19 protein-coding genes are annotated in these 21,548 nt (G+C 63.1%); 18 read left to right on the top strand and 1 reads right to left on the bottom strand.

What is annotated here, in order from left to right:
* The first annotated feature begins 6 nt into the window (after nt 1-6).
* The 12 genes from ehuA (at nt 7) to EB231_RS27870 (ending at nt 12,474) form a co-directional block, all read left to right on the top strand.
* A complete protein-coding gene (gene ehuA / locus EB231_RS27925; protein ID WP_281411402.1) occupies nt 7-792 on the top strand; it encodes an ectoine/hydroxyectoine ABC transporter ATP-binding protein EhuA in 786 nt (261 codons plus the stop codon).
* Between the two features lie 79 nt (nt 793-871).
* Nucleotides 872-1,723, top strand: a complete 852-nt coding sequence (ehuB, locus tag EB231_RS27920) for an ectoine/hydroxyectoine ABC transporter substrate-binding protein EhuB (protein WP_172351650.1) — start codon at nt 872-874, stop codon at nt 1,721-1,723.
* Between the two features lie 120 nt (nt 1,724-1,843).
* Complete coding sequence (ehuC, locus tag EB231_RS27915) at nt 1,844-2,503, top strand: ectoine/hydroxyectoine ABC transporter permease subunit EhuC (RefSeq protein WP_172351649.1); 660 nt, start codon at nt 1,844-1,846, stop codon at nt 2,501-2,503.
* A 33-nt stretch (nt 2,504-2,536) separates the two neighbouring features.
* The gene (gene ehuD, locus EB231_RS27910; protein WP_172351648.1) at nt 2,537-3,196 is read left to right on the top strand and encodes an ectoine/hydroxyectoine ABC transporter permease subunit EhuD; all 660 of its coding nucleotides are present in this window, start codon (nt 2,537-2,539) and stop codon (nt 3,194-3,196) included.
* A gap of 3 nt (nt 3,197-3,199) precedes the next feature.
* On the top strand, nt 3,200-3,979 hold the full coding sequence (gene eutA, locus EB231_RS27905) for an ectoine utilization protein EutA (RefSeq protein ID WP_172351647.1): 780 nt from the start codon (nt 3,200-3,202) through the stop codon (nt 3,977-3,979).
* A 5-nt stretch (nt 3,980-3,984) separates the two neighbouring features.
* Complete coding sequence (eutB, locus tag EB231_RS27900; RefSeq protein ID WP_172351646.1) at nt 3,985-4,971, top strand: hydroxyectoine utilization dehydratase EutB; 987 nt, start codon at nt 3,985-3,987, stop codon at nt 4,969-4,971.
* The gene (locus EB231_RS27895) at nt 4,968-5,960 is read left to right on the top strand and encodes a cyclodeaminase (RefSeq protein WP_172351645.1); all 993 of its coding nucleotides are present in this window, start codon (nt 4,968-4,970) and stop codon (nt 5,958-5,960) included. Before eutB ends, EB231_RS27895 begins: the two co-directional genes overlap by 4 nt.
* An 89-nt stretch (nt 5,961-6,049) precedes the next feature.
* Nucleotides 6,050-7,228 carry an ectoine hydrolase DoeA gene (gene doeA / locus EB231_RS27890; RefSeq protein ID WP_172351644.1) on the top strand — a complete coding sequence of 393 codons (1,179 nt, stop codon included), beginning with the start codon at nt 6,050-6,052 and terminating at the stop codon, nt 7,226-7,228.
* Nucleotides 7,229-7,233: 5 nt separating this feature from the next.
* Nucleotides 7,234-8,235 (top strand): N(2)-acetyl-L-2,4-diaminobutanoate deacetylase DoeB, encoded by a 1,002-nt coding sequence (gene doeB / locus EB231_RS27885; protein ID WP_172353042.1) that lies wholly within the window; start codon nt 7,234-7,236, stop codon nt 8,233-8,235.
* A gap of 98 nt (nt 8,236-8,333) precedes the next feature.
* A complete protein-coding gene (locus tag EB231_RS27880; protein WP_246740732.1) occupies nt 8,334-9,041 on the top strand; it encodes a GntR family transcriptional regulator in 708 nt (235 codons plus the stop codon).
* 86 nt (nt 9,042-9,127) lie between these two features.
* Nucleotides 9,128-9,922 (top strand): DeoR/GlpR family DNA-binding transcription regulator, encoded by a 795-nt coding sequence (locus EB231_RS27875; protein ID WP_172351643.1) that lies wholly within the window; start codon nt 9,128-9,130, stop codon nt 9,920-9,922.
* A 77-nt stretch (nt 9,923-9,999) separates the two neighbouring features.
* Nucleotides 10,000-12,474 (top strand): GcvT family protein, encoded by a 2,475-nt coding sequence (locus tag EB231_RS27870; RefSeq protein ID WP_172351642.1) that lies wholly within the window; start codon nt 10,000-10,002, stop codon nt 12,472-12,474.
* On the opposite strand, the gene EB231_RS27865 is transcribed toward EB231_RS27870, so the two are convergent.
* Entirely contained in the window at nt 12,471-13,340 is an 870-nt protein-coding gene (locus EB231_RS27865) for a LysR substrate-binding domain-containing protein (RefSeq protein WP_172351641.1), read from the bottom strand. The genes EB231_RS27870 and EB231_RS27865 overlap by 4 nt on opposite strands.
* 266 nt (nt 13,341-13,606) lie before the next feature.
* Between EB231_RS27865 and EB231_RS27860 the strand changes: the two genes are divergently transcribed.
* The 6 genes from EB231_RS27860 to EB231_RS27835 all read left to right on the top strand — a co-directional run bounded on the left by EB231_RS27860 (nt 13,607) and on the right by EB231_RS27835 (nt 21,540).
* On the top strand, nt 13,607-14,806 hold the full coding sequence (locus EB231_RS27860; RefSeq protein WP_172351640.1) for a 2-aminoethylphosphonate--pyruvate transaminase: 1,200 nt from the start codon (nt 13,607-13,609) through the stop codon (nt 14,804-14,806).
* Between the two features lie 24 nt (nt 14,807-14,830).
* Nucleotides 14,831-16,090: a phosphonoacetate hydrolase gene (phnA, locus tag EB231_RS27855; protein WP_172351639.1), complete on the top strand. Its 1,260-nt coding sequence runs from the start codon at nt 14,831-14,833 to the stop codon at nt 16,088-16,090.
* Between the two features lie 261 nt (nt 16,091-16,351).
* Nucleotides 16,352-17,809, top strand: coding sequence for a phosphonoacetaldehyde dehydrogenase (phnY, locus tag EB231_RS27850; protein WP_172351638.1), 1,458 nt, complete (start codon nt 16,352-16,354; stop codon nt 17,807-17,809).
* 72 nt (nt 17,810-17,881) lie between these two features.
* The gene (pbfA, locus tag EB231_RS27845; protein WP_172351637.1) at nt 17,882-19,240 is read left to right on the top strand and encodes a (R)-1-hydroxy-2-aminoethylphosphonate ammonia-lyase; all 1,359 of its coding nucleotides are present in this window, start codon (nt 17,882-17,884) and stop codon (nt 19,238-19,240) included.
* Between the two features lie 2 nt (nt 19,241-19,242).
* Nucleotides 19,243-20,253 carry a 2-hydroxyacid dehydrogenase gene (locus tag EB231_RS27840; RefSeq protein WP_172351636.1) on the top strand — a complete coding sequence of 337 codons (1,011 nt, stop codon included), beginning with the start codon at nt 19,243-19,245 and terminating at the stop codon, nt 20,251-20,253.
* Nucleotides 20,254-20,508: 255 nt separating this feature from the next.
* Nucleotides 20,509-21,540 (top strand): 2-aminoethylphosphonate ABC transporter substrate-binding protein, encoded by a 1,032-nt coding sequence (locus tag EB231_RS27835; protein WP_172351635.1) that lies wholly within the window; start codon nt 20,509-20,511, stop codon nt 21,538-21,540.
* The last annotated feature ends 8 nt before the right edge of the window (nt 21,541-21,548 follow it).

The raw sequence follows: 21,548 nt of genomic DNA, 5'->3' as shown, positions 1-21,548 counted from the left end.
ATTCATTTGTCCGCACCCATCATCAAGGTCGATGCCATTTCGAAGAGCTTCGGAGCCTTCAAGGTGCTGGACGGGCTGTCGATGCAGGTCATGCCGCGCGAGAAGCTGGCGCTGATCGGCCCCTCCGGCTCGGGCAAGACCACGATCCTGCGCATCCTGATGACACTGGAGCGCATCGACGGCGGTCACATCCAGATCGAGGGCGAGCATCTCTACCACATGGAGCGCAACGGCCAGTTGCTGCCGGCCGACGAGCGGCATCTGGCGCGGATGCGCCAGAAGATCGGCATGGTCTTCCAGCTGTTCAACCTGTTTCCACACAAGAGCGTCATCGACAATGTGACGCTGGCGCCGATGCTGACCAAGGGCACGCCGCGCGCCGCCGCCGAGAAGAGGGCGATGGAGCTGCTCGACATGGTCGGCATGGCCGACAAGGCCAAGGCGATGCCGGCGCAACTGTCCGGCGGCCAGAAGCAGCGCGTGGCGATCGCCAGGGCACTCGCTCCGCAGCCCAAGATCATGCTGTTCGACGAGGTGACATCGGCGCTCGATCCGGAGCTGGTGGAGGAGGTGTTGAACGTCTTGTGGCGGCTCTGCGCCGAGACCGACATGACCATGCTGCTGGTCACTCATGAGATGGGCTTCGCCCACGATTTCGCTGACCGGGTGCTGTTCTTCGATCGCGGCAAGATCGTCGAGGAAGGCAAGCCCGACGAGATTTTCCGCCATCCCAAACAGGAGCGCACGCAAGGCTTCCTGAAGAAGATCATCGCGGCCGGACACCGCGTCTGACCGCCATGCCCGAGGGAAGGCGAAGCCGTCCCTCAATCAAAACCAAGATGACAAAACCAAGAACAAGGAGTTGGGAACAATGAAGAAACTTGGCATTCTGGCCGGCGTCGCCGGCCTTGCACTGACGGCAGTCCTGGCCGCCTCGATTCCGGGCTCGGCCGACGACAGCAAGCTCGAGCAGCTCAAGTCGCAGGGCTTCGCCCGTCTCGCCATCGCCAATGAACCGCCCTATACGGCGGTCGCCGCCGACGGCAAGGTTTCGGGCGCCGCGCCCGACGTGGCGCGTGAGATCTTCAAGCGGCTTGGCGTCGCCGATGTCGTCGCCTCGATCTCGGAATATGGCGCCATGATCCCCGGTCTGCAGGCCGGTCGCTTCGACGTCGTCACCGCCGGCTTGTTCATGAAGCCGGAGCGTTGCGCCGCGGTCGCCTATTCCGAGCCGGTGCTGTGCGACGCCGAGGCGATGCTGGTGAAGAAGGGCAATCCGAAGGGCTTCAAGAGCTACGAGGACGTTGCGAAGGACACATCAGCCACCATCGGCGCGCCCGGCGGTGGCACCGAGGAGAAACTGGCGCTCAACGCCGGCGTACCGCGCGAACGCGTCATCGTCGTGCCGGACGGCCAGAGCGGCCTGAAGATGGTACAGGATGGCCGCATCGACGCTTACTCGCTGCCGGTCCTGTCGATCAACGATCTGATGAAAAAGGCCAATGATCCGAACCTCGAGGTCATCGCGCCGGTGCAGGGCGCGCCGGTCTATTGCGATGGCGCCGCCTTCAAGAAGGGCGACGAGGCGCTGCGCGATGCCTTTGACGTCGAGCTCGCCAAGATGAAGAAGTCGGGCGAGTTCGCCAAGATCATCGAGCCCTACGGCTTCTCGGCCGCGGCCGCGATGTCGACGACGCGCGACAAGCTCTGCGCGGTGAAGTGATTTTTGCCTTCTCCCCGTTCACGGGGAGAAGGTGTCACGAAGTGACGGATGAGGGGCGGCGCCATGCTCTGCTTGGTTCGCGCTGCCCCCCATCTGCCTAACGTTGGAACCTCTAATCGAATGACCCAGTGGTCCGGCTATTTCGGCCTGATATTGCAGGGAGCGCTTGTCACCATCGAGCTGACGCTGATGGGGTCGGTGCTTGCCCTTGTGATGGCCTTTCTTGCCGGCATGGGGCGGCTGTCGCGCTTCTTCGCGCTGCGCGCGCTTGCCACCGCCTACATAGAATTCTTCCGCGGCACCTCGATCTTCGTGCAGCTGTTCTTCGCCTATTTCGTGTTGCCCTTGGTGGGTTTCGAACTGACCCCGCTCCAGGCCGGCGTGCTGGCGCTCGGCTTGAATGTCGGCGCCTATGCCGCCGAAGTGGTGCGTGGCGCCGTGCAATCGATCGGCCGCGAACAACATGAAGCCTGCATCGCGCTCAATCTCGGCCGCTGGCAAGGCTTGCGCCATGTCATCCTGCCGCAGGCATTTCTGGTGATGCTGCCGACCTTCGGCAACAACGTCATCGAATTGCTCAAGGCGACGTCGGTGGTCTCGCTGATCTCGCTCGCGGATCTCACCTTCCAGGCGCAGGTGGTGCGCGCCCAGACCGGCAACACCATGGTGCCCTTCGCCACCATTCTGGTCATCTATTTCATCCTGGCGCTGCTCATCTCATGGGGCGTGCGCTCGCTGGAGCGCCGCATGGCGCGCGGCCTTGACGGAGTGCGTGTCTGATGGCCGGGGCGCGCTGATGGCCAAGGTTCGCTGATGGATTGGGATTGGGATTTTGTCCGGCAGATCCTGCCGACGATGATCCAGGGGGTGAAGATCACCATCCTGGCGACGCTGCTCGGCTCGGTGCTGGCGGCGATCGTCGGGCTGGGCATCGCGCTGGCGCGCCGCTCGCCCAACAAGGTGCTGTCGCGTACCGTCGGCTGGGCGGCCGAATTCATCCGCGGCACACCGCTCCTGGTGCAACTCTATTTCATCTTCTATGTGCTGCCCGACATCGGCATTCTTCTGCCGCCGCTGGTTGCCGGTGTCATCGGGCTCGGGCTGCATTACGGCACCTACACGGCGGAGGTCTATCGCGCCGGCATCGAAAACGTGCCGCGCGGCCAGTGGGAGGCCGCCAAGGCCTGCAACCTCAACGCCAGGCAGACCTGGACGCACATCATCATCCCGCAGGCCATCCCACCGATGATCCCCGCGCTGGCCAATTATTTCATCGCCATGTTCAAGGAGACGCCGCTGCTCTCGGCGATCACCGTGCTGGAGCTGATGAACCAGGCGAAAAGCGTCGCCAACACCTACTATCGTTATCTGGAGCCGATCACGCTGGTCGGCGCCTTCTTCCTCGCCATCAGTCTTTGTTCGGTCGTGCTGCTGCGCTGGCTGGAGCGTCGTTACGGCAAGATCGAGAGGTAACCGATGAAACCCTTGCCCGAAATCACAGTCCATCCGAAGCGGCCATTGCTCGATGATCGTCCGCTCGACCAGCGTATCGGCCTGATCATCCTGGCCACGGATCACACCAGCGAACCGGACTTTCGCCGCATGGTCGCGAGCGAGCGCATCGGCGTCTATGTCGCGCGCATCCCCTATGCCAATCCGACAACACCGGAAAACCTGCGCAAGATGCAGCCGGCGCTGACGTCAGGCGCTGCCCTGATCCTGCCCGACGAGAAGCTCGACGCGATCTGCTATTCCTGCACCTCGGCTTCGGTCGTGATCGGCGATGCCGAGATCGAGGTGGCGATCCAGGCCGCCAAGCCGGGGGTTCCCGTGGTCACGCCGCCGATGGCGGGCGTGCGCGGGCTGAACGCCTTCGGCGTGCGTCGCATCAGCATTCTGACGCCCTACACGGTCGAAACCTCCAGGCCGATGGCGACGTATTTCGCGGCGCGTGGCTTCGAGATCGCCAGCTTCACCTGTCTCGGCTTGGAGGACGATCGCGAGATGGCGCGCATTCCGCCAGCGGCGCTTATCGATCTCGCGCGCCAGACGACCGATGCGAGCGCGGAAGCGCTGTTCGTGTCCTGCACGGCGCTGCGCGGTGCGCTTGCCGTCACTGGGATGGAACAGGCGATCGGACGCCCGGTGGTCACCAGCAATCAGGCCAGCGCCTGGAATTGTTTGCGGCTGTGTGGCGACGACACAGCCCATCCTGAATTCGGCCGTCTGATGACGCTGCCTTTGCCGCGCGACTGACGATCATGGCGACAGTGATGCTGAGCGATATTAGTGCCGCGCGCGAGCGAATTCACAACAAGGTCGAGCGGACACCAACCGTCACGTCCCAGAGCCTTTCGCAACGCTTTGGCGTGCCGGTTTACCTCAAGCTCGAGCACCGCCAGATCACCGGTAGTTTCAAGCTGCGCGGCGTCTCGAATGCCGTCGCTTCGCTGAGCGCGGAAGAGAGGACGCGCGGTGTCGTTGCTGCCTCGACCGGCAATCACGGTCGGGCTCTAGCGCACGCGGCGAAACTCGAAGGCATGCGCGCCGTGATCTGCATGTCGCGTCTGGTGCCCCAGAACAAGCTGGACGAGATCCGCCGACTCGGCGCAGAGGTCCGCATCGTCGGCAACAGCCAGGACGACGCGCAGCATGAGGTCGAGCGGCTGGTGGCGCAGGAGGGGCTGGTCATGCTGCCGCCCTTCGATCATCCCGCCATCATCGCCGGGCAAGGCACGCTCGGGCTGGAGATGATCGAGCAGGCTCCGGATGCCGCTATGGTGCTTGTGCAACTCTCCGGCGGTGGCCTGGCCTCAGGGGTTGCTGCCGCCGTCAAAGGCGTCAGCCCAGGCACAAAAGTCATCGGCGTCTCGATGGCGCGTGGTGCTGCGATGAAGGCGAGCCTCGATGCCGGCCGGCCTGTCCTGGTGGAGGAACTGCCGACGCTGGCGGATTCGCTCGGCGGCGGCATTGGCCTCGACAACAGGCTGACCTTCGCCATGTGCCGCGACCTGCTCGACGACGTCATCCTGCTCAGCGAGGACGAGATCGCCGCCGGCATCCGCCATGCCTATGCACAGGAGCGCGAGATCGTCGAGGGCGCCGGCGCGGTCGGCATCGCCGCGCTGCTCGCTGGCAAGGTCAGGACGAAAGGGCCGGTGGTGGTTCTGCTCTCCGGCCGCAACATCGACATGAATGCGCACCGCGGGATCATCTGCGGTGAGGCGATCGCGGAGCGTGCCGCATGAGCCGGATGACGATCCTCATCGAGAGAGAACTGCGCAAGATCGTGATGCTCGACCTCGACGCCATTGCCTGCGTCGAAAACGCTTTTCGCGCGCTCGCTACCTTGCCGGTGGCGATGCCGCCGATCCTGCGGCTCGATATCCCCGAGCATCGCGGCGAGGTCGACGTAAAGTCCGCGTACGTACCCGGTATCGACGGCTTCGCCGTTAAGATCAGCTCCGGCTTCTTCGACAATCCGAAGCTCGGCCTGCCGAGCGGTGGCGGCATGATGGTACTGCTTTCGGCAAACACGGGTGTGGTCGAGGCGCTGCTGCTCGACAATGGCTACCTGACAGATGTCCGCACCGCTGCGGCAGGCGCGGTCGCGGCGAAGCATCTGTCGCGCGAAGACTCCACCGTGGCGGCGATTTTCGGCGCCGGTTTGCAGGCAGGTCTGCAATTGGAAGCATTGCGCCTTGTCAGGCCGATCGAGGAAGCACGCATCTGGGCGCGCGATGCCAGCAAGGCCGAAGCGACTGCTGCCTGCTTGCGCGAAAGACTGGGCATCGTCGTGCGCGCCGAGCCCGACGCGGCAAGCGCCGTTGCCGGCGCCGACATCATCGTTACCACCACGCCGTCGACCGAGCCGTTGATCAAGGCCGGCTTCGTCGCCGCCGGGCAGCACATCACCGCCATGGGCTCGGATGCCGAGCAAAAGAACGAGATCGCGCCTGCGATCCTGCGCATGGCCGATCTCTATGTCGCTGATAGCGCCCACCAAACACGGCGGCTGGGCGAACTCCACCATGCAATCGCGGCGGGAGTGATGGCGGCTGATGCTGAAGTCATCGAACTCGGCCAGATCATCGCCGGCGTCAAACATGGCCGGCGCTCGGCCAGCGACATCACCATCGCCGACTTGACCGGCACTGGCGTGCAGGACACCGCGATAGCCGCGCTCGCCCGCGACCGCGCGCTGGCGACCAACTCCGGAACCATTTTTGAAAGCTGATGCGGGTCGCTGGAGCATGATCCGGAAAAGTGGAAACCGGTTTTCCGAAAAAGATCATGCGCAAGCTCCAACAAACGAGGACCAAGAACATGCAACCAAACCTGAAATTCTCGCGCGGCGAATTTGCCGATCGCCTCGCGAAAACGCGGAAAGCCATGGAGGTCAGGGGCGTCGATCTCCTTGTTGTCAGCGACCCCTCCAACATGGCCTGGCTGACCGGTTATGACGGCTGGTCGTTCTATGTGCACCAGGCGGTCATCGTGCCGCCTTCGGGCGAGCCGGTTTGGTATGGCCGAGGCCAGGATGCCAATGGCGCCAAGCGAACCGCCTATCTCGCGCATGACAACATCGTCGGCTATGCCGACCATTATGTGCAGTCGACCGAGCGGCATCCGATGGATTTCCTGTCGAGCGTGCTTGCCGATCGCGGCTGGGGCAAGCTCACCATCGGCGTCGAGATGGACAATTACTGGTTCTCGGCCGCCGCCTTCGCCTCGCTGCAGAAGCATCTGCCCAATGCCCGCTTCGTCGATGCCACCGCGCTGGTCAACTGGCAGCGCGCGGTGAAGAGTCCGACCGAGATCGACTATATGCGCAACGCCGCCCGTATCGTCGAAGCCATGCATCAGCGCATCGTCGACAAGATCGAAGTCGGCATGCGCAAATGCGATCTCGTCGCCGAGATCTATGATGCCGGCACGCGCGGCGTCGACGGTATTGGCGGCGACTATCCGGCGATCGTGCCGCTGCTGCCGTCGGGCGTGGACGCTTCGGCGCCGCACCTGACCTGGGACGACCAGCCGATGAAGCGGGGCGAGGGTACCTTCTTCGAGATCGCCGGCTGCTACAAGCGCTACCATTGCCCGCTGTCGCGCACCGTGTTCCTCGGCAAACCGACGCAGGAATTTCTCGATGCCGAGAAAGCGACGCTGGAAGGCATGGAGGCGGGGCTTGCGGCCGCAAAGCCCGGCAATGCCTGCGAGGACATTGCCAACGCCTTCTTCGCCGTCCTGAAAAAGTACGGCATCGTCAAGGACAACCGCACCGGCTACTCGATCGGCCTATCCTATCCGCCGGATTGGGGCGAGCGCACCATGAGCCTGCGCCCCGGCGACCGCACCGAACTCAAGCCCGGAATGACCTTCCATTTCATGACCGGCTTGTGGCTGGAGACGATGGGTCTGGAAATCACCGAATCCATCTTGATCACCGAAACCGGTGTAGAGTGTCTGGCCAATGTGCCGCGCAAACTGGTGGTGAAGAATTGAGCCCGCTGTCCAGCCTCCGACCGTCGCCGATTGCACCGACCGTCGATTTCGACCGCGACGGTGTCCAGCATGGTTTCCTGCGCCTGCCCTACAGCCGAGACGACTCTGCGTGGGGTTCGGTGATGATCCCGATCTGCGTCATCCGCAACGGCAAGGGACCGGCGGCGTTGCTTTCCGGCGGCAACCATGGCGACGAGTATGAAGGGCCGCTGGCGCTCTACGATCTCGCCCGTACGCTCGATCCCGCGCAAGTCAGCGGCACGGTGATCATCGTGCCGGCAATGAACTATCCGGCTTTCAGAGCCGGCACGCGGACGTCGCCGATCGACAAGGGCAACATGAACCGCAGCTTTCCCGGCCGGCCGGATGGTACGGTGACCGAGAAGATCGCCGACTATTTCCAGCGTGAATTGCTGCCCCGCGCCGACATCGTGTTCGACTTTCACTCTGGTGGAAAGACGCTGGACTTCGTCCCGTTCTGCGCCGCGCACACTGTGCCCGACAAGGCGCTCGAGCAGAAAGCCTTCGATGCGGTGGCGGCATTCTCTGCCCCGTTCTCGATGCGCATGATCGAGATCGATGCCGTCGGCATGTACGACACGGCAGCGGAGGAAATGGGCAAGGTCTTCGTCAGCACCGAGCTTGGCGGCGGCGGCACCTCACGCGCGCAAACGGTGCGGATCGCGCGGCGCGGCATTCTCAATGTGCTGCGCCACGCCGGCATTGTTGCTGGTGCGGTCCAGAAGGGTAGAACTCAATGGCTGGACATGCCGTCCGGCGATTGCTTCTCTTTCGCCGAGGACGACGGCATGATCGAGACCATGGTCGATCTCGGCGAGCCCGTCCAGGAAGGCTCGGTTCTGGCGCGCATCCATTCTACCGGCCGCACCGGCATCGTTCCGCAGGAGATTCGGGCAAAAATGTCGGGCATGCTCGCGGCGCGGCATTTTCCCGGCCTGGTCAAGGCCGGCGATTGCGCGGCGGTGGTTGCTGTGCAGGTCGATTGATCAAGCGGTTCCCGGCCAAGCCCAATCCTGTACACGAGGATACTTATATCCTCGATGCTTTTCCACTAGGCTGATGCCATCCGAGGTGGGAGCATCGATTGCGCGGATTTTCCGAAGGCCTGATTGAGAGGCCGCAGACCGTGGCGGAGCAGGTTGCCAATGTCCTGCGCGAGGCCATAGCCAGCGGGACGCTGAAGGCGGGAACCACGCTGCGCCAGGACGACTTGGCCGAGCAGTTCGGCTTCAGCCGCATGCCGATTCGAGACGCCCTTCGCCAATTGGAGGCGGAGGGCATTGTCTCCATCCATCCGACCAAGGGAGCGCATGTCGCCCGGATGGACGGCGCCGAAATCAGCGAGATCTACGCTGTGCGCGAATTGCTCGAATGCGAAGCGCTGCGGCTGTCCGTGCTGGCTTTGTCGGACAGCAAGCTCGATGAGGCCGAACAGGCGCTCGATCAGATCGATGCGGAGCGCAATGTCGGCCGCTGGGGTGTCCTGAACCGCACCTTTCATCTGTCGCTCTACAATGCCTGCGGCAACCAGCGTCTGCTCGGCCTGATCGAGGCGCATCACAACGCCGCCGATCGCTATGTCCGCATCCTCTTGTCGAACCTCGACTATCGTACGCGCTCGCAGAGCGAGCATCGCGACCTGTTGGCCGCCTGCCGCCGGCGAGACGGCGAGACGGCCGTAAGTATTCTGCGGCGGCATCTGGGCGAAGGAAGCGAGACGCTCGTCAAAGCGATAGAGGGCGGCGGTCTGTCGCGAAAAATACGAGCCTCGACAGGCAGCGCCGAGGGCTGATCAAATACCGGAACGCCAGGTGCAGTTGCGTCAATATCCGTTCGCTGCCACATATTGCAACATCAATGCCCTCCGCGAGGATCGCCATGTCTCCCGTCAGTCACTTGCCGGCGCGCGCCCTTGCCCCGCGCCGCCACGACGAGATCCTCAGGCGGCTGAGCGCCCAGGGTTCCGTCAGCGTCGCCGAACTGGCCGAGTTCTTCGATGTCTCGCGCGAAACCATCCGGCGCGATTTGAAGCTGCTTGCGGACCAGGGCAGGCTCGGCATCGTGCATGGCGGTGCCGCCCGCTTCGAGCCGAGTGAACCGGCGATGAGCCTGCGCAGCCAGGAAAATACCCCAGGCAAGGCTGCAATCGGCAAGGCCGCCGCCGGCCTGATCAAGGACGGAATGGTTGTCTTCCTCGATTCCGGCACCACCACTTTTGCCGTCGCGCAAGCCATGGCCGGGCTGCGCGATCTCACCATCTGCACCGCCAGCCTGAAGATCGCGCTGCATCTGTGCCATGTCCCCGGCATGCGCGTGCACATGCTGGGTGGCGAGATCGATCCGGGCGAGGAAGCGGCTTTCGGCATCGACACGCTCGATGCCATGTCCCGCTTTCGCGTCGACATCGCCTTTCTGGGCGGCGGTGCCCTGTCGCCGGACGGAGAGGTGACCGACTTCACTCGCGCCGGGGCCGAGCAACGTGGCCGCATGATCGCGCTCGCAGGCAGGGCCTATTTCGTGCTCGACAGCAGCAAGTTCGGCAAGCTGACGCCGCTCAGGATTCCAAACTTCGACCGCGCCGCCGGCGTGATCGTCGACGCCAGTCCCGAACCGGCGCTTGTCGAAGCGCTTTCGAAAAAGGGCCCCGGACTCATCGTGGCGATATTGATGTGATATTTTGTGACTTTTTGAGTTGATATTTGACCTTCCTGTGATAGTGTGCCGGCCATTCCTCACGTGGCGGACCGCTCATGGCACATGAATTTCCAACCCAGGCACGTGTCGTCATTGTCGGCGGCGGCATCATCGGCTGTTCGGTCGCCTATCATCTGACCAAGCTTGGTTGGACCGATGTTGTCCTGCTCGAGCAGGGCCAACTTAGCGGCGGCACCACCTGGCATGCCGCCGGCCTGGTCGGGCAGTTGCGCAGCCACTCCAACATGACCAGCCTGATCCGCTATTCCACGCAGCTCTACAGCGAACTAGAGGCCGAGACCGGTCTCGCCACCGGCTGGAGGAATTGCGGTTCGCTGTCGGTGGCGCGTACCGCCGACCGGATGACAGTGCTGAAGCGCACGGCCGCTTCGGCCCGTGCTCAAGGGGTGGAGATCGATGTCATCTCGCCCAGGGAAGCCGGAAATCTATGGCCGGTGATGGCGACGGACGATCTGGTCGGCGCCGTCTGGTTGCCGGGCGACGGCAAGGCCAATCCAACGGATCTGACGCAATCGCTGGCCAAGGGCGCGCGCAACCGCGGGGCGAAAATCTTCGAGCGGGTCAAGGTCACCGGCATCAGCATCAGGAACGGCGTCGTCTGTGGTGTCGAGACCGATCGTGGCGACATCGCAGCTGAGATCGTCGTCAACTGCGCCGGCCAATGGGCGCGCAAGGTCGGACTGATGTGCGGCGTCTCGGTGCCACTGCACTCGGCCGAGCATATGTACATCGTCACCGGCCGGATCGAGGGCGTGCATCCGGACCTGCCAGTCATGCGTGACCCCGACGGCTTCATCTACTTCAAGGAAGAGGTCGGCGGCCTGGTCATGGGCGGCTTCGAACCGCACGCCAAGCCATGGGGTATGAACGGCATTCCCGAGAATTTCGAATTCGCGCTGTTGCCTGACAATTGGGACCAGTTCGAGATCCTGATGGAAAACGCGCTGGTCCGCGTGCCGCAGTTGGCGCAGGCCGAGGTCAAGAAATTCTACAACGGTCCCGAGAGCTTCACGCCCGACAACAATTTCATCCTGGGCGAGGCGCCGGAGCTGAAGAATTTCTATGTTGGCGCAGGCTTCAATTCAATGGGCATCGCCAGCGCCGGCGGCGCGGGCAGGGCGCTCGCCGAATGGATCGTCAACAGCGCGCCGACCATGGATCTCTGGCCGGTCGACATCAGGCGCTTCGCCTCCTTCAACAACAATCCGCGTTGGCTGCATGACCGGGTCAGGGAGACGCTCGGCCTGCACTACGCCATGCCCTGGCCGAACCGCGAACTGGACACCGCAAGGCCGTTCCGCCGCTCGCCGCTCCACGACCGGCTGGCCGCCAAGGGCGCTTGCTTCGGCTCCAAGATGGGATGGGAGCGCGCCAACTGGTTCGCGGCCCCGGGAGAGAAGGCCGGGAATGACTATGCCTTCGGCCGCCAGAACTGGCACGAGGCCGTTAGACGCGAAATGAAGGCGACGCGCGAGGCCGTCGCCATCTTCGACCAGACCTCCTTCGCCAAGCTTCTCGTCCAGGGCCGCGACGCCTGCGCGGTGCTCAACCGGATCTGCGCCGGCAATGTCGATATGCCCATAGGCACCTCCGTCTACACCGGTGTGCTCAACGCCCGCGGTGGCTATGAAAGCGATCTCACCGTGATGCGGCTTGCCGCCGAAAGATTCCTTGTCGTCACCGGCGCGGCGCAAGCGGTCCACGACGCCGACTGGATCGTCAAGAACATCCCATCCAATGCACATGCGATCCTGACCGACGTCACCTCGTCCTATGCGGTGCTGGCTGTGATGGGGCCGCGCTCGCGCAATCTCCTCGGCAAATTGTCGTCATCGGACTTTTCCAATGCCGTTTTCCCCTTCGCCACCATCCGCGAGATCGATATCGGCTACGCCACCGCCTATGCCAATCGCATGACCTATGTCGGAGAACTCGGCTGGGAACTGATCGTGCCGACCGAATTCGCCGTCGGCGTCTACGAGGCGCTGCATGAAGCGGGCCGTGAATTTGGGCTGATCGATGCCGGTTACTACGCGCTCGACGCCCTGCGTATCGAAAAGGGTTTTCGCGCCTGGGGCAGGGAATTGACGCCTGATATCAATCCCTGGCAGGCCGGGCTTGGCTTCGCTGTCGCCATGGACAAGCCGGGCGGCTTCATCGGCCGCGATAGGCTGGTCGAGGCAAGGTCGACGGCACCGGCAAAAAGGATCGTGCTGTTCACGCTCGACGATGCCGAGCCGATGCTGTGGGGCGGCGAACTGATCCTGCGCGACGACAAGCCTGTCGGCGAGGTTCGCTCAGCCGCCTACGGCCACACGCTCGGCCGATCGGTGGCGCTCGGGCTGATCGAGAATGAAGCCGGCGTCGATGCCGCGTTCCTCACGGGCGGCCGTTTCGAAATCGACCTTGCCGGCGTGCGCCATGCCGCCACGGCGCATCTGCGCAGCCCTTACGATCCGAAGTCGGAGCGGGTGAAGGCGGATGCGCTAGAGATCAGGGCTGCCGCTTAATCCGCCGACATCGAGCGCGCCATATCGAGAAAGGCACGCACGAGCTTGCCGCCGCTGCGTTCGCGCAGGCAGATCAGCGCTTCGTCCATCAAGGTTTCGGGCGCGTCGATGGTGATCGGTACCAGACGCGAATCCTGGCCGAACTCGGCCGCCGAGACAAAGCCGATGCCGGCACCCGAGGCAACGATCTCGCGGACGGCTTCGCGGCCCTCCGCCTCGATCACCGGCCTGAGTTCGACCTTCGACGCCGCGGCCAGGTCCTCGAGCTTCTGCCGCGTCTTCGAACCGCGCTCGCGCATGACAAGTGGCTCCTGCGCGAGTTGTTTCAGCGTCAGCGACTTCTTGCCCGACAGCGGATGGTCGATGGAGGTGAAGGCGATGATCGGCGTCGAATTCAGTTTCAGCACCTCGAAATCGCGCCCGGTCGGCACCTCGCCCAGGACACCAATATCGGCATCGTAGCTGTAGAGGCTGCTGATCACCGTCTCGGTGTTGCCGGCGCGCACCGAAACCTGGACGCCGGGATAGCGGGCCCGGAAGCTGCCGAGTATATGAAGCAAATGGTGTGCGGCATCGGCGACGATGCGCAGCGTGCCGGAACGCAGCGCGCGCGACTCCGTCAGAAGTTCGAGCGCCTGCTGCTCGGTATCGAACATGCGGTGGGTTATTTCGAGCAGCTTCTGGCCCGAATGGGTCAGCGTGACCTGCTTCTTGTTCCGATTGAAGAGCAGCACGTCATACTCTTCCTCCAGCTTGCGCACCTGATCCGATATCGCCGGCTGAGTGAGGAACAGCGCTTCGGCGGCCCGCGAAAAACCACCGGAGATCGCTACTTGATGAAAGGCTCGTAGCTGGACATAGCGCATCTTTTTCACCTCGGTGCCGGAATCGCAGGGTAATTTATCATAAGCCTGGATTTTCAAAAGTCAGAGATTAACGATTTGTCTTATGTAACCAAAGCGGACTTATCCGGCTTCACAACCGTGTCATGACCGAATGCAATTTGTGCCGCACGACCCTTACGGACTATCGTCAGAATCGATACTTCGATACAAAATAACGATTTTACAAATATGTCATTCGGGCCAAGAATGAGGCCACATCAAAAAGCAGCGATCTGTCGGAGGACACCATGCTCGCCGAGACGAAATTTGCCGCGGAGCCGCTGGCTAGGCCGGCGCTGGGCGAGCCGTATCTGTTGACCCCGGGCCCGCTCACCACGGCCTGTTCGGTCAAGCAGGCGATGCTGCGCGACTGGGGATCCTGGGACGGCGACTTCCGGGCCATGACATCAGACATGCGCCGCCGCCTGCTGGCGCTGACCGGGGACGCAAATGACGAGTTCGATTGCGTGCCAATGCAGGGCAGCGGTTCTTTCTGCGTCGAGGCGATGCTCGGTTCGTTCGTGCCGAGGGACGGCAAGGTGCTGGTGCTGGCCAACGGCGCCTACGGCTTGCGCGCCGCGCAGACCATGCAATATCTCGGCCGCGACTATACGCTGATCGACAAGGGCGACTATCTGCCGCCGCGCGGCGACGAGGTGGCGGCCGCTCTCGAGGCGGATCCCGCCATCACCCATGTCATCGCCATCCATTGCGAGACCAGCTCGGGCATCCTCAACCCGGTCGCCGAGATAGCCGAAGCGGTGCATGCAAAGGGCCGCAAGCTGCTGGTCGATTCGATGAGCGCCTTCGGCGCCGTTGCGCTCGACGTCAACGAGATCCGCTACGAGGCGATGGTTTCCTCCGCCAACAAATGCATCGAGGGCGTGCCGGGCTTCGGCTTCATCATCGCCCGCAAGAGCGAACTTGAAGCCGCCAAGGGAAGCAGCCATTCATTGTCGCTCGATGTCCATGCGCAGTGGGCGCACATGAACAAGACAGGCCAGTGGCGCTACACCCCGCCGACCCATGTCGTCGCCGCTTTCCTCGAAGCACTGCGCCAGCACGAGGCCGAAGGCGGCGTCGCCGGCCGTGGCGCCCGCTACACCAGGAACCGTGACGTCATGGTCGCCGGCATGCGCGAGCTCGGCTTCGAGACTTTGCTGAAAGACCGCTGGCTGTCGCCGATCATCGTCACCTTCTTCAATCCGGCCCACGCCAACTTCGCCTTCGATCGTTTCTACGAAAAGATGAAGGACAAGGGCTTCATCATCTATCCGGGCAAGCTGACCGTCGTGGATTCCTTCCGCGTCGGCTGCATCGGCCAGATGGACGAACATGTGATGCGCCGCGTCGTCGATGCGGCGGCACGGTCTTTGAAGGAAATGGGCGTCGACACCGCCGCACCACCCGCCGCGGCAATCGCCGAGCGCGCCAAACTCGCCGCCTGACGCGGCCGATTTCGAGGATTTTCGATGAACCAGATGTCTCCCATCAACGTCGCCGTCAACGGCCGCACCTACGCCTGGCCGCGCGTGCCGGCGATCGCCATCTGCCTTGACGGCTGCGAACCGGCCTATCTCGACGAGGCGATCAAGGCCGGGCTGATGCCGGCTTTGGTCAGGATCAAAGAGAAGGGCACGGTGCGTTTCGCGCACTCGGTCATTCCGAGCTTCACCAACCCCAACAATCTGTCGATCGCCACCGGCCGCCCGCCCTCGGTGCATGGCATTTGCGGCAACTATCTCTACGAGCGCGAGACCGGGAAGGAAGTGATGATGAACGACCCGCGCTTCCTGCGCGCGCCGACCATTTTCCAGGCCTTCTATGATGCTGGCGCCAAGGTTGCCGTGGTCACCGCCAAGGACAAATTGCGTGCGCTGCTCGGCAAGGGACTGGCTTTCGATGAGGGCCGTGCACTGTGTTTCTCGGCGGAAAAGTCCGACACCACCACCAAGGTCGAGCACGGCATCGACAATGCCTCCAAGCACTTCGGACTGCCCGTGCCTGAGGTCTATTCGGCTGAACTGTCGGAATTCGTCTTCGCCGCCGGCGTCCGGCTGCTTAGGGAATTCCGTCCTGATGTCATGTACCTGACCACCACCGACTATGTGCAGCACAAATATGCGCCCGGCGTGCCCCAGGCCAACGCCTTCTACGAGATGTTCGACAAGTACCTGACCGAGCTCGATGCGCTGGGCGCGGCGATCGTCGTCACCGCCGACCATGGTATGAAGCCCAAGCACAAGGCCGACGGTTCGCCAGATGTGGTCTATGTCCAGGACCTGCTCGACCAATGGCTTGGCAAGGACGCCGCCCGTGTCATCCTGCCGATCACCGACCCCTATGTCGTCCATCACGGAGCGCTCGGCTCCTTCGCCACCGCCTATCTGCCTGATGGCGCCGATCAGGCCGGCATCATGGCGCGGCTCGCCAAGACAGACGGCATCATGCTGGTCGTCGACAGCCCGACTGCCTGCGAGCGCTTCGAGCTTCCAGCCGATAGGATCGGCGACATCGTGCTGATCTCGACGGAGAACAAGACGATCGGCACGTCGGAGCATCGCCATGATCTGGCGGCCCTCAACGAGCCGCTGCGCTCGCATGGCGGACTGACGGAGCAGGAAGTACCGTTTATCGTTAACCGCGTGCTGCCTGACCTGCCCAACGAGCCGACGCTGCGCAATTTCGACGCCCTCTACTACGCGACGATGGCGGCGGCACTGGCGGGCTGATTGAATTGGGCGCCGGCGGGTGTGTGGCCGTCCATGATGGCGCTGGTCGACCCTCACTCCGGCCCTTCGGGCCACCTCTCCTCTGATCGACGGGGAGAGGAAGGGTGCTGATCTGGCCGACCTTTGCTCCCTTCCTCTCCCTCCGGAGGGGCGAGAGGTGGCGCCGCGAAAGCGGCGACGGAGAGGGGGAAGCCATTGCCGAGACGCGATGGCCTCGCTGATAAAAGATCAATGTTGCGTACTGAGCACCGGGAACTCGAAATGACCAAGCTCGACACCTCAATCAAGGTCCGCCACGAGCCGATGCGCATAGCGGGTCGCAAGGTCGACGCCGATGGCGTCGTCCCGGTCCATTACCCCTACACCAATGCAGTCATTGGCACCGTGCCAGCCGGTCACGCCGAGCATGCGCGGAAAGCCTTCGAGATCGCCGCTGGCTACAAGTCGAAACTGACGCGCTACGAGCGCCAGCAGATCCTGTTTCGCACCGCTGAAGCGCTGGCGTCGCGCCGCGAAGAGGTCTCCGATCTCATCACGCTCGAACTCGGCATCTCCAAGACCGACTCGCTCTATGAGGTCGGCCGCGCCTATGACGTGTTCACGCTGTCGGCGCAGATGTGCATCCAGGATGACGGCCAGATCTTCTCCTGCGATCTCACCCCGCACGGCAAGGCGCGCAAGATCTTCACCACCCGCGAGCCGCTGAAGGCGATCTCGGCGATTACGCCCTTCAACCATCCGCTCAACATGGTCTCGCACAAGGTGGCGCCGGCGATCGCCACCAACAATTGCGTGGTGGTGAAACCGACCGAATTGACGCCGATGACCGCGCTGCTTCTGGCCGACATTCTCTACGAAGCCGGGCTGCCGCCGGAAATGCTGTCGGTGGTGACCGGCTGGCCGGCCGAAATCGGCAACGAGATGATCACCAACGAGAACATCGATCTCATCACCTTCACCGGCGGCGTACCGGTCGGCAAGATGATCGCCCGCACCGCCGGCTATAGACGCCAGGTGCTGGAACTCGGCGGCAACGATCCGCTGATCATCCTCAACGATCTCTCTGATGACGATCTCGCCAAGGCGGCCGATCTCGCGGTGGCCGGTGCAACGAAAAACTCCGGCCAACGCTGCACGGCGGTCAAGCGCATCCTTGTCCAGGAAAGCGTCGCCGACCGTTTCGTCCCACTGGTTTTGGAGCGGGCGAGAAAAATCCGCTTCGGCGACCCTATGGACCGCTCGACCGATCTCGGCACTGTCGTGCATGAGAAGGCCGCGGCATTGTTCGAAAACCGCGTCCACATGGCCGCGGAGCAAGGCGGCGAAATTCTCTACAATCCGGGCCGCCAGGGTGCGCTGCTGCCTCCGATCGTCGTCGATCGCGTGCCGCATACGTCTGAACTGGTGATGGAAGAAACGTTCGGGCCGATCATCCCGATCGTGCGCGCGCCGGACGATGACGAGGCGCTGATCGCACTCTCCAACTCGACCGCCTTCGGCCTGTCCTCGGGTGTCTGCACCAACTCCTTTCCGCGCATGCAGAAATACATTGCGGGCCTGCAGGTCGGCACGGTCAACATCTGGGAAGTGCCCGGCTACCGCATCGAGATGTCGCCCTTCGGCGGCATCAAGGATTCGGGCAACGGCTACAAGGAAGGCGTCATCGAAGCGATGAAGAGCTACACCAATGTGAAAACATTCTCGCTGCCTTGGTCGTGACCGGGCAGTGTCGACTGGCAGAATAATCGAGGGGGCGTTCCACGCTCCCTCATTCGCGTTTCGGAGATGATGATGGCCGCAATATCAGAGCTTGTGCATATCGAGGGCGATTCAAACACCACGGCGGCACGCGGCCACTGGGACGCCGGCCAGGACGATCCCCGCATCCGCGGTCTGCTCGATCGCGACGCGGCCGCCTTCATGCACCAGAGCCTCTCCAGCCCCTGCCTGTCGACGATCGCCAGGGCGGAAGGCATCTGGATCGAGGACACCGCCGGCCGCCGCTTCATGGATTTCCACGGCAACAGTGTGCATCATCTTGGCTACGGCCATCCGAGACTGGTCGCCGCAATCAAGAAGCAGCTTGATGAGCTCTGCTTCGCGCCGCGCCGCTTCACCTGCGAACCCGCCGTCGAACTGGCGGAGAAGCTCGCGGCGCTGGCGCCGGGCGATCTTGGCAAGGTGCTGTTCACAACGGGTGGTTCGGACGCCATCGAGGTGGCGCTGAAGATCGCGCGCGCCGCGACTGGCCGCTTCAAGACGGTGTCGTTCTGGGATGCCTTTCACGGCGCGGGCTTCGGCGCGGCAAGCGTTGGCGGCGAGGCGACCTTCCGCTCGCACATATCAGGCCCGATGATGACCGGTACCGAGCATGTCGCGCCCTGGGACGGCTATCGCTGCCCCTATGGCCACGATTCCCTTGAAGCGTCCGGGCTCGCCTGCGCCAACATGATCGCCTATGTGCTTGGCCGCGAGCAGGATGTGGCCGCAGTCGTCGCTGAACCGATGCGGGCGACGCCCAACCCGCCGCCGCCTGGCTTCTGGAAGCGGGTGCGCGAAGCCTGCGACCGGCACGGCACGCTGTTGATCTTCGACGAGATCCCGACTGGTCTCGGCAAGACAGGTAAGTTTTTCGCCCACGAACATGACGGCGTGACGCCCGACATCGTCGTCCTCGGCAAGTCGTTGGGCGGCGGCATCCTGCCGATTGCCGCCGTCATCGCGCGCCGCGACCTCGACGTCGCCGGCGGCTTCGCGATCGGTCACTACACCCACGAAAAGAACCCGGTGACGACGCGGGCCGCGCTGACCACCATCGACATCATCCTCGAAGAGGGGCTGGTCGAACGGGCGGCCGAACTCGGCCGGCATATGCTTGGACGCATGCAGGACCTGATGGCGCGTTCGCCTGAAGTCGGTGACGTCAGGGGCAGGGGGTTGATGGTCGGCGTCGAACTGGTCGAGGATCGAGCCACGCGCCAGCCGGCGCGCGATCTCGCCGAACGCGTCTTCTATGCCTGCCTGGAGCAGGGCCTGAGCTTCAAGATCAGCCATGGCAATGTGCTGACGCTGTCGCCGCCGTTGGTCATCTCGAAAACCGATCTCGACCGCGCGCTTGACATCGTCGAGCGCGCCGTGCTTGCAGCCTGACCATGAAGGCAGTGCGTACCGATCGGGAACTCGAATGCCCAGGCATCGATGCCGGCTTGCGGGCAAGCGGCGTTGAACTGGTGACGCTGCCGGACGGCATTGCCGAAGCGGACTTGATCCACGCCGTTGCCGACGCCGATCTCCTTCTCATGTGCTACACGCCTATCACCGCGCCGGTGATCGACGCAGCGCCGAAATTGAAGGGCATCGTCAAATACGGCGTCGGCATCGATGCGATCGACATCCCTGCCGCGATGCGGCGTGGCATTCCCGTCGTCAACGTGCCCGAATACGCCGAGGAAACCGTGGCCGAGGGCGCTTTCGCGCTGATGATCGCGCTTGCCAAGCGATTGCCGGCGATCACAGCGGCGGTATCGCGTGACGGCTGGGTCTGGCCCGAGCAGCGCTGGCTCGGCCGAGACATGTCCGGCGCCACGCTGGGGCTCGTCGGCTGCGGCAAGATCGGCCGCAGCATGGCGCGCATGGCGGGCCAGGGGTTTCATACCCGGGTTCTCGGCTTCGATCCCGGTGTCGATGCCACGACGATACACGCCGCCGGCATCGAGAAGGTTGACGACCTCCAGGCCATGCTGCGCGCCTGCGACTTCGTTTCCCTTCATTGCGTGCTCAACGAAAAAACGCGCGGCCTGATCGGCAAGGCCGAACTCGCTTGCCTGAAACCCTCCGCAATCATCATCAACGTCTCGCGCGGCGCGCTGATCGACGAGGCGGCGCTTGTCGAGGCGGTCGTTGCCGGCAGCATCGGCGGCGCCGCGCTTGACGTCTATTCGGTCGAGCCATTGGCCAGGTCAGGCCATCCGATGAGCACCCTGTTCGATCGCGACAATGTGATCCTGTTTCCGCATCTTACCTTCTTCACGCATGAGGCGATGCGGCGGCTCGAAGACGACACGCTCGCGCGCTGCTTCGAGATCCTGGAAGGTCGGCCGGTGACCATCCGCTCGCAGGATCCGCGTTTGCGGGCGCAGATCTCGGGCGTTTCGTTCAACTGATAGATTTAATTTTTCAAATAGATAGCTGCCTTCGGCGCAACGGTGATCACGCCCAAGACAGGGATGCGACAGTTTCATGACAAATATCAGTAGAATCTTGTCTGTCATAAAATAAATAGATTTTACTTATCGATCTCCGATCCCCAAAGTTGTCACAACGACGACATCCAGTCGGCTCAACGTCCGCCAGAGATCCGAAGCCGATTGGTCCTAGTGCATCGAAGAATGTGCCAACAATCACAGGGGAACTGATCCATGAAATCGCGCAATGCAACCATCGCCATGGCTTTCGCCGCGTCGCTCCTGGCGTCGTCAGCTCTCGTCGGATCGGCATTCGCCGACGGCGTCGTCACCATCTATTCCGCCGACGGCCTGCATGACGGCAATGGCAGCTGGTACGAGACCGAGTTCGCCGCCTTCACCAAGGCGACCGGCATTACCGTGCAGTATATCGAGGCCGGCTCCGGCGGTGTTGTCGAGCGTGTCGCCAAGGAAAAATCGAACCCACAGGCCGACGTGCTGGTGACCTTGCCGCCCTTCGTCCAGCGCGCCGCCGCCGACGGCCTGCTGCAGGATTACAAGCCGGCAGGCGCCGACCAGATCGACGGCGGCGCCGACAAGTACCGGCCGCTGGTCAACAACTACATGAACTTCATCTACAACAGCGCCGTGCTGTCGGAAGCACCCAAGAGCTACAACGATCTGCTCGACCCGAAGTTCAAGGGCAAGATCCAGTATTCGACCCCCGGCCAGGCCGGTGACGGCACCGCCGTCATGCTGCAGATCATCCATGCTTTCGGCGGCGAGGATGCCGGCTTCGAGTTCATGAAGAAGCTGCAGGACAACAATGTCGGCCCGTCCGCGTCGACCGGCAAGCTGACCGCGCTGGTCAACAAGGGCGAACTGCATGTCGCCAATGGCGATCTGCAGATGAACATGTCGCAGATGGCCGACAATCCCAACATCAAGGTGTTCTGGCCCGCCGGCCCGGATGGCACCCGCTCCACCTTTGCGCTGCCCTATGAAATCGGTCTGGTCACCGGCGCACCCAATGCCGACAACGGCAAGAAACTGATCGACTTCCTGCTCTCCAAGGAAGCCCAGTCCACGGTGAGCTCGGTTGCGCTCGGCCTGCCGGCCCGCAAGGACGTGAAGCCGGATGACGCCAACTTCGCAAAGGCGCAGGAGGCGATGAAGGGCGTCACCATCTGGTCGCCGAATTGGGACGAGGCGCTGAGCAAGCTTCCCGACTACGTCAAGAAGTGGAACGAGGCGACCGGAAGCTGACACCCGAG

It is taken from the genome of Mesorhizobium sp. NZP2298, from assembly GCF_013170825.1.
Lineage (GTDB): Bacteria > Pseudomonadota > Alphaproteobacteria > Rhizobiales > Rhizobiaceae > Mesorhizobium.
This window is presented reverse-complemented; position numbering and strand designations above follow the sequence as displayed.

Coding starts and splice junctions, on each gene's coding strand:
- ehuB (WP_172351650.1), top strand. CDS start 872: ATGAAGAAACTTGGCATTCTGGCCGGCGTCGCCGGCCTTGCACTGACG.
- ehuC (WP_172351649.1), top strand. CDS start 1,844: ATGACCCAGTGGTCCGGCTATTTCGGCCTGATATTGCAGGGAGCGCTT.
- ehuD (WP_172351648.1), top strand. CDS start 2,537: ATGGATTGGGATTGGGATTTTGTCCGGCAGATCCTGCCGACGATGATC.
- eutA (WP_172351647.1), top strand. CDS start 3,200: ATGAAACCCTTGCCCGAAATCACAGTCCATCCGAAGCGGCCATTGCTC.
- eutB (WP_172351646.1), top strand. CDS start 3,985: ATGGCGACAGTGATGCTGAGCGATATTAGTGCCGCGCGCGAGCGAATT.
- EB231_RS27895 (WP_172351645.1), top strand. CDS start 4,968: ATGAGCCGGATGACGATCCTCATCGAGAGAGAACTGCGCAAGATCGTG.
- doeA (WP_172351644.1), top strand. CDS start 6,050: ATGCAACCAAACCTGAAATTCTCGCGCGGCGAATTTGCCGATCGCCTC.
- EB231_RS27875 (WP_172351643.1), top strand. CDS start 9,128: ATGTCTCCCGTCAGTCACTTGCCGGCGCGCGCCCTTGCCCCGCGCCGC.
- EB231_RS27870 (WP_172351642.1), top strand. CDS start 10,000: ATGGCACATGAATTTCCAACCCAGGCACGTGTCGTCATTGTCGGCGGC.
- EB231_RS27865 (WP_172351641.1), bottom strand. CDS start 13,340: ATGCGCTATGTCCAGCTACGAGCCTTTCATCAAGTAGCGATCTCCGGT.
- EB231_RS27860 (WP_172351640.1), top strand. CDS start 13,607: ATGCTCGCCGAGACGAAATTTGCCGCGGAGCCGCTGGCTAGGCCGGCG.
- phnA (WP_172351639.1), top strand. CDS start 14,831: ATGAACCAGATGTCTCCCATCAACGTCGCCGTCAACGGCCGCACCTAC.
- phnY (WP_172351638.1), top strand. CDS start 16,352: ATGACCAAGCTCGACACCTCAATCAAGGTCCGCCACGAGCCGATGCGC.
- pbfA (WP_172351637.1), top strand. CDS start 17,882: ATGGCCGCAATATCAGAGCTTGTGCATATCGAGGGCGATTCAAACACC.
- EB231_RS27840 (WP_172351636.1), top strand. CDS start 19,243: ATGAAGGCAGTGCGTACCGATCGGGAACTCGAATGCCCAGGCATCGAT.
- EB231_RS27835 (WP_172351635.1), top strand. CDS start 20,509: ATGAAATCGCGCAATGCAACCATCGCCATGGCTTTCGCCGCGTCGCTC.